The sequence below is a fragment of the Bacillus clarus genome (assembly GCF_000746925.1).
GTDB classification, from domain to species: Bacteria; Bacillota; Bacilli; order Bacillales; family Bacillaceae_G; genus Bacillus_A; species Bacillus_A clarus.
This window is the reverse complement of record NZ_JMQC01000008.1, coordinates 2,940,587-2,955,137: the sequence shown is the minus strand read 5'-3', so window position 1 is coordinate 2,955,137 and position 14,551 is coordinate 2,940,587. Positions and strand designations below refer to the sequence as shown.

General features: G+C 35.7%; 14 protein-coding genes. 5 read left to right on the top strand and 9 right to left on the bottom strand.

What is annotated here, in order from left to right; translation table 11 throughout:
- Positions 1-53 precede the first annotated feature (53 nt).
- From DJ93_RS16040 to DJ93_RS16030, 3 genes are read right to left on the bottom strand one after another with little or no spacing between them, the layout of a single operon-like run.
- The gene (locus DJ93_RS16040; protein WP_042981888.1) at positions 54-476 is read right to left on the bottom strand and encodes an NUDIX hydrolase; all 423 of its coding nucleotides are present in this window, start codon (positions 474-476) and stop codon (positions 54-56) included.
- Positions 477-536: 60 nt separating this feature from the next.
- Positions 537-1,502, bottom strand: coding sequence for an L-threonine 3-dehydrogenase (locus DJ93_RS16035; protein WP_042981887.1), 966 nt, complete (start codon positions 1,500-1,502; stop codon positions 537-539).
- 44 nt (positions 1,503-1,546) lie between these two features.
- A complete protein-coding gene (locus DJ93_RS16030) occupies positions 1,547-2,737 on the bottom strand; it encodes a glycine C-acetyltransferase (RefSeq protein ID WP_042981885.1) in 1,191 nt (396 codons plus the stop codon).
- A gap of 212 nt (positions 2,738-2,949) precedes the next feature.
- On the opposite strand from DJ93_RS16030, the gene DJ93_RS16025 reads away from it, so the two are divergent.
- A complete protein-coding gene (locus DJ93_RS16025; RefSeq protein ID WP_042981882.1) occupies positions 2,950-3,681 on the top strand; it encodes a class I SAM-dependent DNA methyltransferase in 732 nt (243 codons plus the stop codon).
- Between the two features lie 27 nt (positions 3,682-3,708).
- Here DJ93_RS16025 and DJ93_RS16020 read toward each other — a convergent pair whose 3' ends face one another.
- From DJ93_RS16020 to DJ93_RS16010, 3 genes are read right to left on the bottom strand one after another with little or no spacing between them, the layout of a single operon-like run.
- Positions 3,709-4,530, bottom strand: a complete 822-nt coding sequence (locus tag DJ93_RS16020; RefSeq protein ID WP_042981880.1) for an ABC transporter ATP-binding protein — start codon at positions 4,528-4,530, stop codon at positions 3,709-3,711.
- 12 nt (positions 4,531-4,542) lie between these two features.
- Positions 4,543-5,601, bottom strand: a complete 1,059-nt coding sequence (locus DJ93_RS16015; RefSeq protein ID WP_042981879.1) for a FecCD family ABC transporter permease — start codon at positions 5,599-5,601, stop codon at positions 4,543-4,545.
- Positions 5,598-6,602, bottom strand: coding sequence for a FecCD family ABC transporter permease (locus tag DJ93_RS16010; protein WP_042981878.1), 1,005 nt, complete (start codon positions 6,600-6,602; stop codon positions 5,598-5,600). Before DJ93_RS16010 ends, DJ93_RS16015 begins: the two co-directional genes overlap by 4 nt.
- 172 nt (positions 6,603-6,774) lie before the next feature.
- Between DJ93_RS16010 and DJ93_RS16005 the strand changes: the two genes are divergently transcribed.
- Both DJ93_RS16005 and DJ93_RS16000 read left to right on the top strand, forming a co-directional pair.
- The gene (locus DJ93_RS16005; protein ID WP_042981876.1) at positions 6,775-7,743 is read left to right on the top strand and encodes an ABC transporter substrate-binding protein; all 969 of its coding nucleotides are present in this window, start codon (positions 6,775-6,777) and stop codon (positions 7,741-7,743) included.
- A gap of 380 nt (positions 7,744-8,123) precedes the next feature.
- Positions 8,124-9,509 (top strand): peptide MFS transporter, encoded by a 1,386-nt coding sequence (locus tag DJ93_RS16000; RefSeq protein WP_042981875.1) that lies wholly within the window; start codon positions 8,124-8,126, stop codon positions 9,507-9,509.
- Positions 9,510-9,556: 47 nt separating this feature from the next.
- On the opposite strand, the gene DJ93_RS15995 is transcribed toward DJ93_RS16000, so the two are convergent.
- A complete protein-coding gene (locus tag DJ93_RS15995; protein ID WP_042981874.1) occupies positions 9,557-9,736 on the bottom strand; it encodes an acid-soluble spore protein H in 180 nt (59 codons plus the stop codon).
- Positions 9,737-9,850: 114 nt separating this feature from the next.
- Entirely contained in the window at positions 9,851-10,138 is a 288-nt protein-coding gene (locus DJ93_RS15990; RefSeq protein ID WP_042981873.1) for an ArsR/SmtB family transcription factor, read from the bottom strand.
- A 523-nt stretch (positions 10,139-10,661) separates the two neighbouring features.
- Here DJ93_RS15990 and DJ93_RS15980 point away from each other — a divergent pair.
- Together DJ93_RS15980 and DJ93_RS15975 are read left to right on the top strand one after the other, a co-directional pair.
- Positions 10,662-11,069, top strand: coding sequence for a TlpA disulfide reductase family protein (locus DJ93_RS15980; RefSeq protein ID WP_080743492.1), 408 nt, complete (start codon positions 10,662-10,664; stop codon positions 11,067-11,069).
- A 314-nt stretch (positions 11,070-11,383) separates the two neighbouring features.
- Positions 11,384-13,000, top strand: a complete 1,617-nt coding sequence (locus DJ93_RS15975) for an L-lactate permease (protein WP_042981872.1) — start codon at positions 11,384-11,386, stop codon at positions 12,998-13,000.
- 45 nt (positions 13,001-13,045) lie between these two features.
- Here DJ93_RS15975 and aspA read toward each other — a convergent pair whose 3' ends face one another.
- Positions 13,046-14,479 (bottom strand): aspartate ammonia-lyase, encoded by a 1,434-nt coding sequence (gene aspA / locus DJ93_RS15970; protein WP_042981871.1) that lies wholly within the window; start codon positions 14,477-14,479, stop codon positions 13,046-13,048.
- Between the last annotated feature and the right edge of the window lie 72 nt (positions 14,480-14,551).

The following is a 14,551-nucleotide window of genomic DNA, read 5'->3' as shown; positions in this document are numbered from 1 at the left end:
GTGGCTCCTGTTTTTTTGTCGTTATTTGTTGAGGCGTCGATATATTGATTGACTTACTTTGTTTCTGGTTGGAATTTGTATGGAATGGAGACTTCTAATAATGATTCGATGCCTCCATCATAATATGGGAAGCGCTCATTTACCGTTTTTCGATCAACCCACTCTATTGCTGAAATTTCTTCTTCATCCTCTGCACAAAGTTCTCCTGTTACTACATTTGCTCGGAATGTAAAAAATAGTGCGTGGTTACCTTGCTCCGCAAAAAATTTCTCATTAATCGCAACAAGTCCCCCTGCCTCAGCAATTAATCCTGTCTCTTCTTTCACTTCTCTAACTACTGCTTTCTCTAGCGTTTCTCCTTTTTCAACAGCACCACCTGGTAATGACCAAACATTTTGTGCTACATTATGTACCATTAATACTTTGTCTTTCTCCTTATCGTATATGAATGCATAAACAACATCTACTCTTTGCATATTATTCTTCTCCCTCTCCAAAATAATGAAGAGCCAATTCCTAAGAACCGGCTCTTCCTATTAATTCATCACTAACTCAGCTGTGAGCTTTTTTTTTAACTTCGCCAGCATATCAGTTGTCATTTTATCTAAATCGTATTCTGCTTTAAAGCCCCACTCTTTCATTGCTGCAGTTGCATCAATAGAATTTGGCCAGCTGTCAGCGATTGTTTGACGAGCTGAGTCTACAGCGTAATCCATTGTAAACGCCGGGATGTGTTTACGAATTGATGCTGCGATTTGCTCTGGCTCAAAGCTCATTGCTGTAATGTTGAACGCATTACGATGTACTAATTTATTTGGATCAGCTTCCATTAATGAAATAATAGCTTGCAAAGCATCAGGCATATACATCATATCCATGTATGTTCCTTCAGCAATGTACGAGGTGTATGCACCTTTTTTAATTGCTTCGTAATAAATTTCAACTGCATAATCAGTTGTTCCGCCTCCTGGAGGAGCTACGTAAGAAATTAAGCCTGGGAAACGTACCCCGCGTGTATCAACACCAAATTTTTGATAATAGTAATCACATAGTAATTCTCCTGCTACTTTGTTTACCCCATACATCGTAGTAGGACGTTGAATTGTATCTTGTGGTGTATTATCTTTCGGCGTTGTTGGACCAAATGCACCGATAGAGCTTGGCGTGAAAAACTTACAGTTTAATTCGCGTGCTGCTTCTAATGCATTTACAAGTCCGCCCATATTTAAATTCCAAGCAAATAATGGATTTTTTTCTGCTGTTGCTGAAAGTAAAGCCGCTAAATGAATAATTGTATCCACTTCATTACGCTTTGCAATATCATGTAATTTTTGTCCATCTGTCACATCTAATGTTTCAAATGGGCCAGACTTTACTACGTCGCTATCCGTTTCGCGAATATCTGTTGCAATAACGTTCGATGCACCGTATACATCACGAAGTTTCATTACAAGTTCAGAACCAATTTGCCCTAAAGAACCGGTTACTAGAATTTTTTTCATTTTCCCCACTCCTCATTTGCAAACTATTCAAAAGATGTCGTTAATTAAATAATTCCCATTTCTTTTCCTACTTTTTCATACGTACGAATCGCTTCATCTAGCATTTCCTTCGTATGAGCTGCTGTTGGCATATTACGAACACGACCTGTTCCTTTTGCTACAGTTGGGAACACAATTGATTTCGCGTATACGCCCTCTTCATTTAAACGTTTACTAAATTCTTGTGTTAACACTTCGTCACCGATAATGCATGGTGTAATTGGTGTTTCACTTTCTCCAATATTAAAGCCAAGTTCTTTTAAGCCTTGTTTTAAATAGCGACCATTTTCCCATAGACGATCATGTAATTCAGTGCTTTCCATTAAAATCTCAATAGATTTCATACAAGCCGCTGCATCCGCTGGCGTTAAAGCTGTAGAGAATAAGAATGGACGTGAACGCACTTTTAACCAATCAATTAAGTTTTGCTTCCCTGCTACATATCCGCCAATTACCCCAATTGCTTTTGATAATGTACCAATTTGGAAATCAACTTTATCAGAAAGACCAAAATGTTTTACAGTTCCTGCTCCTTTTCCAAGTACGCCTGAACCGTGTGCATCATCTACATATGTCATTAAATCTAACTCTTCTGCAATCTCAACGATTTCTGGTAGTTTTGCAACATCTCCATCCATTGAGAAAACACCATCTGTAATAACCATTAATTTATTGTAAAGACCCGATTCTTTTGCCTCGATTGCTTTTTTTCGTAAATCTTCCATATCAGAATGCTTATACACGATGATTTTCGCTTTTGATAGACGACTACCATCGATGATAGATGCATGGTTCAATTCATCGGAAAGAATTGCATCATTTTTATCCATAACAGCTGAAATCGCTGCCATATTACAATTAAATCCAGATTGATAAGCAATTGCTGCTTCTGTATGTTTAAACTTTGCAATTGTTTCTTCCAATTTAATATGCAAATCTAAAGTACCGTTAATTGTACGAACAGCCCCTGCTCCAACACCGTACTTATGAATCGCACCAATTGCTGCTTCTTGTAAGCGATTATCAGTCGCTAATCCAAGATAGTTATTTGAAGACAAGTTAATATATTCTTTTCCGCCAATTGTAATAATCGGTCCATTTGGACTTTCAAGCGGATCAATTACGTTATAAAGCCCCTTTGATTTTAAATCCTCTAAATTTTCTTCTAAAAAGTTTGCAAGTGTTTTACTAGACATCGTGAAGCCTCCCATCGTTCATGTAAGCGGATTATTATCTCAATAATTCCAATAGTCCCTCTACTAGCTTAACACGTTTTCGAAATTTGTTATAGAAAAATAGCTTAAAGAAAACGCTTACAACTTTAAATTATATATCATTAAGTACAAGAAATCTATCCTTTACTTTTTTAGTTTGATAGAATGAGAAAAATATGTAAGGAGTTGAGAAAATGGCATTTACAGAATCTGATGTATATAACAATAAACCTTTTTTTGATCAATATATGAAGCGAAGATATAGAAAAGATAGCCCAAATGAAGCACTTGAAAAGCCAGTATTCTTTCAGCTCATTGGTGATGTAAAGGAAAAACAAATTCTCGATTTAGGTTGTGGTGATGCTAAGTTTGGTGTGGAATTAGTAGAAAAAAACTGTAGCTCTTACACTGGTATTGAAGGCTCTCAACTTATGTATGAACAAGCTATAAAGCAACTAGAAAATAAAAATGGTACTGTTCATTTTATAAACCTCAAAGACTATACATACCCTCCTTCTACTTTCGATTTAGTTACATCTAGACTCGCCTTACATTATATTGAACATCTTGATATTATTTTTCAAAATGTGTACCAAACTTTAAAAACAAATGGAACTTTTACCTTTAGCGTTCAACATCCCGTTATTACATCTTCATTTGAAAGCTTGCAAACAAGTGGCAAGAGAACGAGTTGGCTCGTCGATGATTACTTCAAGACAGGAAAACGGGTTGAACCATGGATTGATCAAGAAGTTATTAAATATCATCGTACAACTGAACAATATTTTACGTTATTACAAAAAGCAGGATTTACAATTACAAACTTAAAAGAGGCTACACCAAATCAAAACTGTTTTCAGAGTGAAGAAGAATATGAACGTCGCTTGCGTATTCCACTCTTTCTTTTATTTTCTTGCAAAAAATAAAAAGGAGATGAACCATTCATCTCCTTTTTATCTCATTGCCTGAGCCGCTTCTGGCAGTAACCGTCTTCCTCTTCCTTGCGGGATACAAAGTGGTGTTCCAAATAACGGGTCAGTAGCAATTTGACATTCCATGCGGAATACATCACGTACTAATTTCTGGTCCACAACTTCTTCTGGTTTACCTTGTGCATATATTTGTTTGTCTTGAATTGCTACAATATTGTCTGCATAGCGACATGCTAAATTTAAATCATGTAATACCATAACAATTGTTCTTTGTTCTGTTTCATTTAATTCGAATAATAAATCTAGCACTTCAATTTGATGAGTCATATCTAAATATGTAGTTGGCTCATCTAGTAAAATAATATCTGTATCTTGTGCAAGAGTCATTGCAATCCAGGCACGTTGACGTTGTCCACCTGAAAGGGCGTGAACATCACGCTCAGCAAATTCTGTCATACCTGTTGCGGCAAGTGCTTTTTGTACCATTTCCTCATCTTTTTCTGACCATTGCTTAAGCCATGTTTGATATGGGTAACGCCCTTGCTTTACAAGTTGCAATACTGTAAGTCCTTCTGGTGCTTGAGGTCCTTGTGGTAAAATTGCCATTTGACGAGCTATTTGCTTCGTTTGCATATTTTGAATCGCTTTATCTTCTAACAAAATATCACCTGATGTTGGCTTTAACAATCTAGCTAGTGAACGTAATAAAGTGGATTTTCCACAACCGTTAGAACCGATGAAAATTGTGATTTCTCCCTTTGGAATTTCTAAATTCAATTCATCAATAATAATTGTTTCACCATAAGACAGCGTTAACGATTTCGTCTCTAATGCTTTTTGCATATTTATCTCCCTCTATGAGTTCCGACTTTTATAAAGTAAATAAATAAAATAAGGTGCACCAATCGCCGATGTAAATACACCTGCAGGAACTTCAAGTGGCGCAAAGACTGTACGTCCGATTAAGTCGGCGGCAAGCACTAAAATCGCACCGACAATAGCTGCAACTGGAAGTAACGCCCCGTATAAAGAACCAACTAGTCTTCTTGAAATATGAGGTGCCATTAAACCAACAAATCCAATTCCTCCTGCGAAAGCAACCGCTCCTCCAATTAATGCTGTACTAAGGAGTAACATGAATAAGCGTGACTTCGTTAACGGAATACCAAGCCCTACTGCAATATCGTCTCCTAGCTCTTGAGCATTTAAATGTCTAGCTGCTATAAATGCTATTACAGTCAAAATAAGAACCCATGGCGCAAGTACCATAACATTTTGCCATGATGAACCGTAAACAGTACCGGTAATCCACACGTTTGCTTGACTTGCTTGATAAATTGGCGCTAATAACATAAATAGAGTCGTTGCCGCCTTCGTTAATGCCCAAAATCCAACACCAATTAAAACAAGGCTAATTGGCGATAATCCATCATTTCTCCATGCAAATAAATATACAAAAAACGCTACAATCGTTGCCCCAGCAAATGCTGCTAGCGGCATATAATGAATGCTTACTGTAAGCGCATTGTTTTTATCACTAAATATAGCTAAAAATAGTACAACAGCAACACTGGCACCGCCTGTAATTCCGATAATATCAGGAGAAGCAAGTGGGTTTCGAACAAGCCCCTGTAAAATACAGCCCGCTACAGCGAGTGCGATTCCTACAAAGATGGCAATTAAAATACGGGGCATACGAAACTTATTTACAACCATATTTGACATCGCATCGCCATTTCCGGTAATCGCTTGCCATACATCGTAAGGAGCAATTTTCATATCTCCCATACCTGCGCTTGCAAAAAATAATCCTGTTAAAACAACTAATAAACTCAATAAGACGAGACAAGCTCGTTTATACATTAAAAACGAGAGCCTGCCTTTTCCTATACGAAACGGAATATATTTCTTCATTTGCTAAGCCCTCTCTTACGTGCAATATAAATAAAGAATGGGGCTCCAATAAATGCTGTCATAACCCCTACTGGTACTTCTTGTGGCATAATGACATATCGTGCTGCTATATCAGCTAAGAGTAATAGTATTGCACCTAACAATCCGCTATACGGTACTCTCCACCTATGATCTACTCCAACAAAAGCTCTTGCAAAATGCGGAGTAACGATACCAATAAATCCAATTGGACCAGCAACCGCAACTGAACCACCCGATAACAGTACAATAATGAGTAGCACTAACGATTTCATTAAAATAGTTCGTTGTCCTAACCCCTTTGCGACATCTTCCCCCATCATTAATGTATTTACTTTCCCTGCCATCATAAGGGATGCAATCCAGCCTACTAATAAGTAAGGGAAAACAGATTGTAATATTTCTAACTTTCTTCCTTGTACAGATCCAGCAAGCCAAAATAAAACTTCTTCAAGCGCTTTTTCATTTAATACAAGTAGCCCTTGTGTTAATGATGAAAATAAAGCACTCATCGCAACACCTGCTAATGTTAACTTAAGCGGGGTTGTCCCTTCTTTTCCTAAAGAACTAGAGGCAAATACAAGTATTGCCGCAACCGCTGCTCCTAAAAAGGCAATCCAGGTGAAAGCCGATAATGATGTAACGGAAAAGATAACAATTGCTACAACTATGAAGAAAGCAGCACCTGAGTTTAATCCAATAAAATCTGGAGCAGCAAGTGGGTTCTTTGTTAAAGTTTGCATAAAACAACCCGCGATGGCTAAACTAGCACCCACACTAGCCGCAATTAACGCCCTTGGAAGACGCACATTTTGAATAATAATATGTTCATTTGAACCATTAAAATGGAAAAAAGCATCCAAAGCTAATTTCCAGCTCGTATTTGTATATCCGAAAATAATACTTCCCCAAATACAAATAACGACTGCAATGATTCCAACAAATAATCCAATCCATTTTGCTTGATTTGTTTTTAATAACATGCAGCGTTTCCCCTTCAATGTATAATGATACGTTGTTAGTGTATTTCAACTTAATTCTCATTGTCAACGATAATGAGAATTATTTTCATCCACATATATTGACAATCCGTCTCTAAAGCTTTACTATCATGCTTGCAATTGAAAAATTTTCTCAATAAGTAGGGGGTACATAATGAATTTCATGCAAAAGAAATCGTTTACATTATTTGTATTTCTACTAGCATTTTCACTTCTTTTAAGTGCTTGTGGAAAATCAAATAACAAAGAAGAAGCAACAAAAGAAGATAATAAAAAAGAAATGATTACTGTAGAACACGCAATGGGTAAAACAGAAGTTCCTGCCAATCCAAAACGTGTCGTTGTTTTAACAAATGAAGGAACAGAAGCTTTACTTGCCCTTGGTGTAACGCCAGTAGGTGCTGCTGAAGCTCCTACCGGTAACCCATGGTATCCACATACGAAGGATAAACTGAAAAGTGTGAAAACTGTCGGCACTGAGCTGCAAGTTAATGTGGAAACAATCGCTTCTTTAAAACCAGACTTAATCATTGGTAACAAACTTCGCCATGAAAAAGTATACGAGCAGTTAAAAGGCATAGCTCCTACTGTCTTTTCAGAAACACTGCGTGGGGAATGGAAAGATAATTTTAAACTTTATGCAAAAGCAGTAAATAAAGAAAAAGAAGGTCAAAAGGTTTTAGCTGATTACGAAAAACGTATAAAAGACTTAAAAGGCAAACTTGGAGATCAAGTAAATCAAGAAATTTCTATGGTACGCTTTATGCCTGGTGATGTTCGTATTTATCATGGAGATACATTCTCTGGTGTTATTTTAAAAGAACTTGGTTTCAAACGTCCTGGTGATCAAAATAAAAATGACTTTGCAGAACGTAATGTATCTAAAGAGCGTATCTCAGCAATGGATGGCGATACCATCTTCTACTTCACATACGATAAAGGTAATGAGAAAAAAGGTTCTGAATTAGAGAAAGAATATATAAACGATCCTCTATTCAAAAACTTAAATGCTTCTAAAAACAATAAAGTATACAAAGTTGACGATGTCATTTGGAATACAGCTGGTGGTGTAATGGCTGCAAACTTAATGCTAGATGACATTGAAAAACACTTTGTTAAATAGTTTCCTTCTAACCAGCTCCCTCTTTTATGGAGCTGGTTTTTTCATTTCACTGAAGTGTCACATTATTTCATTTTGTATTTTTATTCCCAATATGTTATATTATAAAAATAAGTATAGTGTATTTTCTTTATATCAGAATAGATATTCTAATCTAAATTTTCTGATTTGTCACTATTTTACTTTCTTTTAGAATTCAAATAATACATTTGAAAACGCTTATTATCTCGTTTTCAGGGAAAACTACCATAACGGATAGAGAAAAAATGGATTATTTTAGAAATTTTCTTTCTATTTCCATATAATTCTATTGACTTCTAAATATTTTGTAAATTAAAATGATTACATAAATATCCGTTATACAGGATTAGGGGGAAGCAAAAATGGATGCAGCTTTAAAATTAGACAAAGCTGGAGAACAACAATCACCAAAAAAACATCCACCAGGATTATATTTGTTGTTCTTAACAGAAATGTGGGAAAGATTTAGTTATTATGGAATGCGCGGCCTTTTAGTTCTTTATTTAACAACTGCTGCTGTTAGTGGCGGGTTAGGATTTGATAAGGCATTCGCAGTGCAATTATATGGTTATTTTACAGCGGCAGTATACTTCATGCCAATTCTAGGCGGATGGCTAACTGACCACTATATTACAAGACGTCACGCCATTACTCTCGGCGGAATTATTATGGCAATCGGTAACTTTGTACTATTCTCAATGAATACAAAAACAGGACTATTCCTTGGATTAATACTATTAGTTATTGGTAATGGATTCTTTAAACCAAATATTTCTACACTGTTAGGTGAATTATACAACGAAAATGATTCACGTCGTGACAGTGCATTTACTATCTTCTATATGGGGATTAACGTAGGGGCCTTCTTCGCTCCACTTATTTGCGGATTTTTAGCAGAAGATTTCTTTAAAACAAGCGTTAATGGCGTTATGGTTATGGGATACAAATACGGATTCTTAGCAGCTTGTATTGGTATGATTATTGGACAAATTGTTTTCAACTTACTAGCTCCTCGATATCTTGGTAAAGCAGGAACAACAATTGTTGGTAAAAAATCCAAAAATCAGCCTACAATTGAAAAGAAACCTTTAACAAAACAAGAAAAAAACCGCACTTGGGCAATTGTAATTTTAACTTGTTTCGTAGTATTCTTCTGGGCAGGATTTGAACAAGCTGGTAGTTCTCTAACACTGTATACTAATACATTTGTTGATCGTACAATTTTCGGCTGGGAAGTTCCAACATCTTGGTTCCAATCGGTTAACCCAGCATTCATCGTACTACTTGCACCATTTGTATCTATGCTATGGTTAAAACTTTCTAAAACAAAACGTGGAGATTTAAAAGTACCAACAAAAATGGCATTAGGTATGATTTTACTAGGTATAGGTTATCTTGTTCTAACATTAGCTGTGTTAAAAACAGGAAGTGATGAAGCGAATATAACTGTTAAAGCAAACTTATTATTCATCATTATTACTTATATGTTCCATACAATTGGCGAACTATTCTTATCACCAATTGGTCTATCAATGGTAAGTGCAATTGCACCTGTTAAATTAGCATCATTATTAATGGGTGTATGGTTAGCTGGTTCAGGTATGGCTAACTGGTTAGCTGGTAAACTTGCTTCCTTTACACAATCATTAGGATACCTTGAAGTATTTTCAAGTATCGGTATTATCGTTATCATCTTAGGATTTGTACTTCTTCTCTTCTCTAAAAAAGTTGCAAGTATGATGGAATAACACACAAAAAGGCGCTTCTACTAGTAGAAGCGCCTTTTCTATTTCTATTACTTCTCTTCTAATGCCGCCACATCCACATGAATACTTTCACCCGGAGATGATACATCATGCACTTGAGCAACTCCACTCTGTTCATCACAGCTGTCGATCCATACTGGCATCCCTTCATACATAACGTCAATTCTGCTTGAAGATGATAAGATTTGCTTTACACGCTTTATATCCATTGTACCTTCCTCCTTATATATTACACTCCTTTCTATCTTGTCATATCTCTTTAAAATGTATTCCATAAAAAAAGACGTATATTTCCATACGTCTCTTTCCATAATATTCAAATTTTATGAAAATAATGTTTTTACAACTTCACTTACTTTATCATTATGCACTTGATAATATACTTCTAATCCACGTCTCTCAAAGCGAACTACTTTATTTTGCTTTAATTTTGTTAAATGCTGTGAAACAGTCGATTGAGGAATTTCTAATACTTCCTGTAATTGTGTTACGTTACATGTCCCACGCTGCATTAGCTCCATTACTAAACGTAGACGAAGTGGATGAGCTAATGCTCTTAACATCTGTACATCTTCTTCTGAAATGCTACAGTCAAATTGGTTTGGATTCATAAAGTTCCCCTCATTTTTCATTTTTATTTTCTTTATTATTTATTTATATATTTGTCTTTATATTTCCTGTTACGACACAACTTTATCAACCTATACCGATGAAAATTTTTTCCTCCTTTTATCAGCATACCCTTTAGGAAAACCCCTTGCTGATTTTGAATATTATACTATACGCTATAGCAAAAAAGCAAAATATACAAAGAGGATTACTTTGCTTCTAAATGCTGTTTTCTCAAGCTTTTTGTTATATTTTATTCACTCTGCAATGTGCCGTAACGATATTGTAAAATACTGTTCTTAATTGATATACCATTGTAAAGTTATTTGACCAGATTGAGTAGCTTTGTTACAATTAAAAGCGAAATTTTGGTAAGGAGGATGATTCATCATTAAAAAATGGTTACTATTTATTTTTATTAGTATTGCGCTTGGTTGGACCATTATCGATAACTTCCTACTCAATAAAGAAGTAACAGAATTCAGCTCAAAATCGAACCTTCAAATTGGAACAGAAATTGGTAATATGGCCCCTAACTTTCTTTTACAGACAATTGATGGAAAGGAAATCCATCTTTCAGAATATAAAGGAAAGAAAGTAATATTAAATTTTTGGGCAAGTTGGTGTGGACCATGTAAAATAGAAATGCCCGATATGGAAAAATTTTATCAACATACAAAAGACACTGAAGTTGAAATTGTCGCTGTAAATGCAACAGCTAGCGAAAAAGATCCTAGCAATGTAAAACAATTCCTCGAAGAAAATAAATATACTTTCCCTGTCCTATTGGATAAAAAAGGACAAGCAAGTGCAACATATCAAATTATAAGTATCCCTACATCTTTTATCCTCGATACAAAGGGTGTCATTCAATATAAGCATGTCGGACCGATGACATATGAAAAGATGCAAGAATATACAACTGCTTTATAAAAATGAAACTTTAATCAGTCGGGATCTCTTCCCCCCACCTAGCTCTTTGTATGAACTGAACCTTGAGGTGGGATTATTACTCCCTATAAATAGCGAAATAAAAAAGTGCTCAAACGTATTTGAGCACTTTTTTGTCCAATTTTTGAACAAAATATAGCGATTTTTTTACAGATAACACTATTATGGAATAATTATACTTTTTCACGTTGACAATAGTGCTGAAGGAGAATATACTAAGCATGTAAGTTTATTGTGAATTATTTCACAAATTATGTGAATATCTTCACATAATATAGATAGGAGTTGTCATTATTATGAGTACTTGGACACAAATTTATGATCCATTAAACAACATCTGGTTATCTGCACTAATCGCTGCACTCCCAATTTTTTGCTTCATTATTTGTTTAATGGGTTTCAAAATGAAAGGTTATATCGCTGGTCTTTATAGTGTGATTGTAGCTATTATTCTTGCAATATTTGTTTATAAAATGCCAGCAACTGTAGCATTAGCATCTGCGGGATTTGGTGTTTTATCTGGATTTTATCCAATTTGTACTATCGTTATCGCAGCTATTTTCCTTTACAAATTAACTGTTAAAACAGAACAATTCAATGTCATTCGTGACAGTATTTCAAGCATTACAAATGATCAACGTTTACAGGTATTATTAATCGCTTATTCTTTCGGTGCTTTCTTAGAAGGTGCAGCTGGTCTAGGTGTTCCAGTTGCTATTACAGCTGCATTACTTGTAGGTATGGGCTTTAACCCATTAAAAGCAGCAGGTATTTGCTTAGTAGCTAATATCGCTGGTGGTGCTATGGGCGCTATGGGTATCCCGGTTACAGTACCAGCACAATTAACTCAACTTGATGCATTAACTGTTGGTCGTCAAACTGTTTACATTTTACCATTCATTAGTATTGTTTTACCGTTCTTACTTGTTTCAATGGTAGATGGATTTAAAGGCATTAAAGAAACTTGGCAAGGTATTCTTGTTAGTGGTGTTTCATTCGCTATCACTCAATTCCTTGTAACTTACTTCTTAGGCGCTGAACTTACTAATATTTTCGCAGCAGTTGTAAGTATGATTGCTCTTGCATTATTCTTACGTGTTTGGCAGCCAAAATCTTCTGCTAAAGAAGAAAAACAAGAAAAAGAATCTCATACATTTAATCAAATTTTATATGCTTGGTCTCCATTCGTATTCTTAACTGCATTTGTAACAATCTTTAATTTAAAACCAATTAAAGCTCTATTTGCTCCAAATGGTGCACTTGAAAACTTAGTATTTAACATTCAATTCCCTGGTCTTCATAATCAAGTTATGAAAACTGCACCAATTACAAAAGCTGATACACCTTTCGCAGCTATTTTCAAGCTAGATGTATTCTCTTCTACAACTACTGCGATTGTATTAGCAATTATCGTTTCACTTATCGTTTACCACGTAAAAGGTAAAATGATCAAAGAATTAATGATTGAAACAATGAAAGAATTAAAAGCTCCAGTATATACAATTTGTAGCGTTATCGCTTTAGCTTACGTAGAGAACTACTCTGGTATGTCATCTACACTTGGACTTGCATTCTCTTCTACTGGAAATGCATTCCCTATTCTTTCTCCAATCTTAGGATGGATTGGCGTATTCATTACAGGTTCAGTAGTATCTAGTGGTTCACTATTCGCACCACTTCAAGCAGTAACTGCAGATCAATTAAACATCGTTCCTTCTACACTTGTTGCATTAAACGTAGTCGGTGGTACAATGGCAAAAATGGTTTCACCACAATCTGTAGCAGTTGCTTGCGCGGCAGTTGGACTAGTTGGTAAAGAATCTGCTCTATTTAAAACAGCAATGAAATACAGTTTAATTTTCTTAGCTATTATCAGCTTACTTCAACTTAACTCTGTATTTAATATCTTTTAAAAACGAAACACCGATCCCCTAACTAAGAGGGATCGGTGTTTTATATTATGCTTTTTTATTTTTTAATAACGATGCACCAGCTATTTCAGGGTGCGTCATTTCATATGGATCTAAAATAATATCGAGTTCTTCCGCTGTTAACACACCGTGCTCTAAGCAAAGCTCCCGAACAGATTTCCCTGTCGCAATAGCTTCACGTGCAATGCGAGAAGCCGTTTCATAACCAATATGAGGATTCACCGCTGTAATAATTCCAACACTTTTTTCAACGTACTGTTTGAGCAATTCTTCATTTGCCGTAATCCCTTTAATACAATACTCACGAAATACACGGAATCCATTATTCATAATGCTAATAGATTGGATTAAATTAAATACAAGTACGGGTTCCATTACATTTAATTCTAATTGTCCCGCTTCTGATGCTAAACAAATTGTATGATCGTTTCCGATAACTTGGAAAGCAACTTGGTTAATTACTTCTGCCATAACTGGATTTACTTTACCTGGCATAATAGATGAACCTGGTTGACGAGCTGGTAATTGAATTTCAGCTAATCCAACACGTGGCCCAGATGCCATAATGCGAAGATCATTTGCGATTTTAGACATATTCATCATACATACTTTCAGCGCTGCTGATACTTCTGTATATGCATCTGTATTTTGCGTTGCATCAACTAAATGCTCAGCCCCAACAAGAGGGAACCCGCTCAGGTTTCGTAAATGCTTTACGACGTGTTCAATATAAGTCGGATTGGCATTCAATCCAGTTCCAACAGCTGTCGCTCCCATATTCACTTCATATAAATGTTGACGAGACTGTTTAATCCTCTTTATATCACGCTCGAGTACTCGACTATACGCTTCAAATTCTTGGCCAAGACGAATTGGAACTGCATCTTGTAAATGCGTACGCCCCATTTTAATGACATGATCAAACTCTTTTGCCTTATCACGAAAAGCAGTATGCAGCTCTTCCATTGTCATTAGAAGCTCTTCTAGCATCATTAACGTGGCAATATGAATACCTGTTGGAAATGCATCGTTTGTTGATTGTGCCATGTTTACATGCGTATTTGGACTAATAGTCGCATAGTTTCCCTTCTCGTATCCCATTCGTTCCAATGCACGGTTTGCAATAACTTCGTTTGTATTCATATTAATTGAAGTACCTGCTCCACCTTGAATCGGATCTACAATAAACTGATCATGGAATTTTCCATCGACAATTTCTTGAGCTGCTTCTGCAATTTCTTGTCCAATATTTCTCGCTAAATATCCGGTCTCCATATTTGCAAGTGCTGCTGCTTTTTTTACAGTTGCCATAGCTGTAATGAGTGACGGATGAATACGATATCCTGTAATAGGAAAGTTTTCTACAGCACGCAATGTTTGTACACCGTAGTAAGCTTCATTCGGTACTTCTTTTTCACCTAAAAAATCTTTTTCTATACGTATATCTTTCGTCACTATCATTTTTTACCACCTATACTTTTCATTGTAAATCCCGGATTTTAAAATTTTTCCTATGAAAATATGATTATAATA

Bases quoted from the DNA above. Each gene is read 5' to 3' on its own strand.
- DJ93_RS16025 (WP_042981882.1), top strand. From the start codon at position 2,950: ATGGCATTTACAGAATCTGATGTATATAACAATAAACCTTTTTTTGAT.
- DJ93_RS16015 (WP_042981879.1), bottom strand. From the start codon at position 5,601: ATGAAGAAATATATTCCGTTTCGTATAGGAAAAGGCAGGCTCTCGTTT.
- DJ93_RS16000 (WP_042981875.1), top strand. From the start codon at position 8,124: ATGGATGCAGCTTTAAAATTAGACAAAGCTGGAGAACAACAATCACCA.
- DJ93_RS16005 (WP_042981876.1), top strand. From the start codon at position 6,775: ATGAATTTCATGCAAAAGAAATCGTTTACATTATTTGTATTTCTACTA.
- DJ93_RS16030 (WP_042981885.1), bottom strand. From the start codon at position 2,737: ATGTCTAGTAAAACACTTGCAAACTTTTTAGAAGAAAATTTAGAGGAT.
- DJ93_RS16020 (WP_042981880.1), bottom strand. From the start codon at position 4,530: ATGCAAAAAGCATTAGAGACGAAATCGTTAACGCTGTCTTATGGTGAA.
- aspA (WP_042981871.1), bottom strand. From the start codon at position 14,479: ATGATAGTGACGAAAGATATACGTATAGAAAAAGATTTTTTAGGTGAA.
- DJ93_RS15975 (WP_042981872.1), top strand. From the start codon at position 11,384: ATGAGTACTTGGACACAAATTTATGATCCATTAAACAACATCTGGTTA.
- DJ93_RS15995 (WP_042981874.1), bottom strand. From the start codon at position 9,736: ATGGATATAAAGCGTGTAAAGCAAATCTTATCATCTTCAAGCAGAATT.
- DJ93_RS16040 (WP_042981888.1), bottom strand. From the start codon at position 476: ATGCAAAGAGTAGATGTTGTTTATGCATTCATATACGATAAGGAGAAA.
- DJ93_RS15980 (WP_080743492.1), top strand. From the start codon at position 10,662: ATGGCCCCTAACTTTCTTTTACAGACAATTGATGGAAAGGAAATCCAT.
- DJ93_RS16035 (WP_042981887.1), bottom strand. From the start codon at position 1,502: ATGAAAAAAATTCTAGTAACCGGTTCTTTAGGGCAAATTGGTTCTGAA.
- DJ93_RS16010 (WP_042981878.1), bottom strand. From the start codon at position 6,602: ATGTTATTAAAAACAAATCAAGCAAAATGGATTGGATTATTTGTTGGA.
- DJ93_RS15990 (WP_042981873.1), bottom strand. From the start codon at position 10,138: ATGAATCCAAACCAATTTGACTGTAGCATTTCAGAAGAAGATGTACAG.